Annotated in this window: 1 protein-coding gene and 1 pseudogene; both read left to right on the top strand. The window is 38.9% G+C overall.

Annotated elements, in window-relative coordinates:
- Positions 1-228, top strand: a 228-nt coding sequence (locus MICAI_RS17575; protein ID WP_039900468.1) for a hypothetical protein, incomplete at its 5' end; no start/stop codon positions are given.
- A gap of 204 nt (positions 229-432) precedes the next feature.
- Positions 433-669, top strand: a pseudogene (locus MICAI_RS17570) (calcium-binding protein); the annotation flags it as partial.

Here is a 669-nt window from a genome sequence, read left to right as displayed (position 1 = left end):
GGGATAGAACAGGGTAAGGAAATTGGTAAGGAAATTGGAGCATTACAAAAAAGCCGTGATGCCATAAAAACAGTTTTAACTGTGCGGTTTGGAGAGATTTCTTCAGAAATTGAAGAGATAATCGGCAAAATGACTAACCCTACTATCTTAGAAGAGCTACTAAAATTAGCAGCTACCGCTAATTCTCTCGCAGAATTTAAGCAGTCTTTGGCAAAAATCAATATCTAGAAAACGGGTTTCTGCGAGAAACCATGAGAAAACGGGTTTCTTTGGTATTTAGAAACCGGGTTTCTTTGAGAACCTATTTAGAAAACGGGTTTCTTTGAGAAACCCGTTTTCTTGTAATAAATGTTAATTTCTGTTACAGGGGTCTTGAAAGATTGGGGATTGTTGAGCTAAAACTGTTAGGAATAAACTTTTGCTGTTAATGTCATGACTTCTACCCTGTTGCCGATTCTTCCTGTTGTTGACGATGTTTTGTTCGATTTTGCTCAATCTGATGGTTTTTGGGCGAATTTAGAAACCGCTTTTGGCACAAGTTATGATGTGGTTAAAGCGACAGAATTACGACAGCAGTGGCAAAGCCGAAATTTTAGTCAACTTCCCCCAATTGAGCTACTCAGTGATGAGGTTTTAGGAACTGCGAATGGTGCATATTCCAGTAGTACG

This window comes from Microcystis sp. T1-4 (assembly GCF_000297435.1).
In the GTDB taxonomy this organism is placed as follows: Bacteria; Cyanobacteriota; Cyanobacteriia; order Cyanobacteriales; family Microcystaceae; genus Microcystis.
The sequence above is the reverse complement of the archived record's forward strand: the minus strand, read 5'-3'. Positions and strand labels throughout refer to the sequence as shown.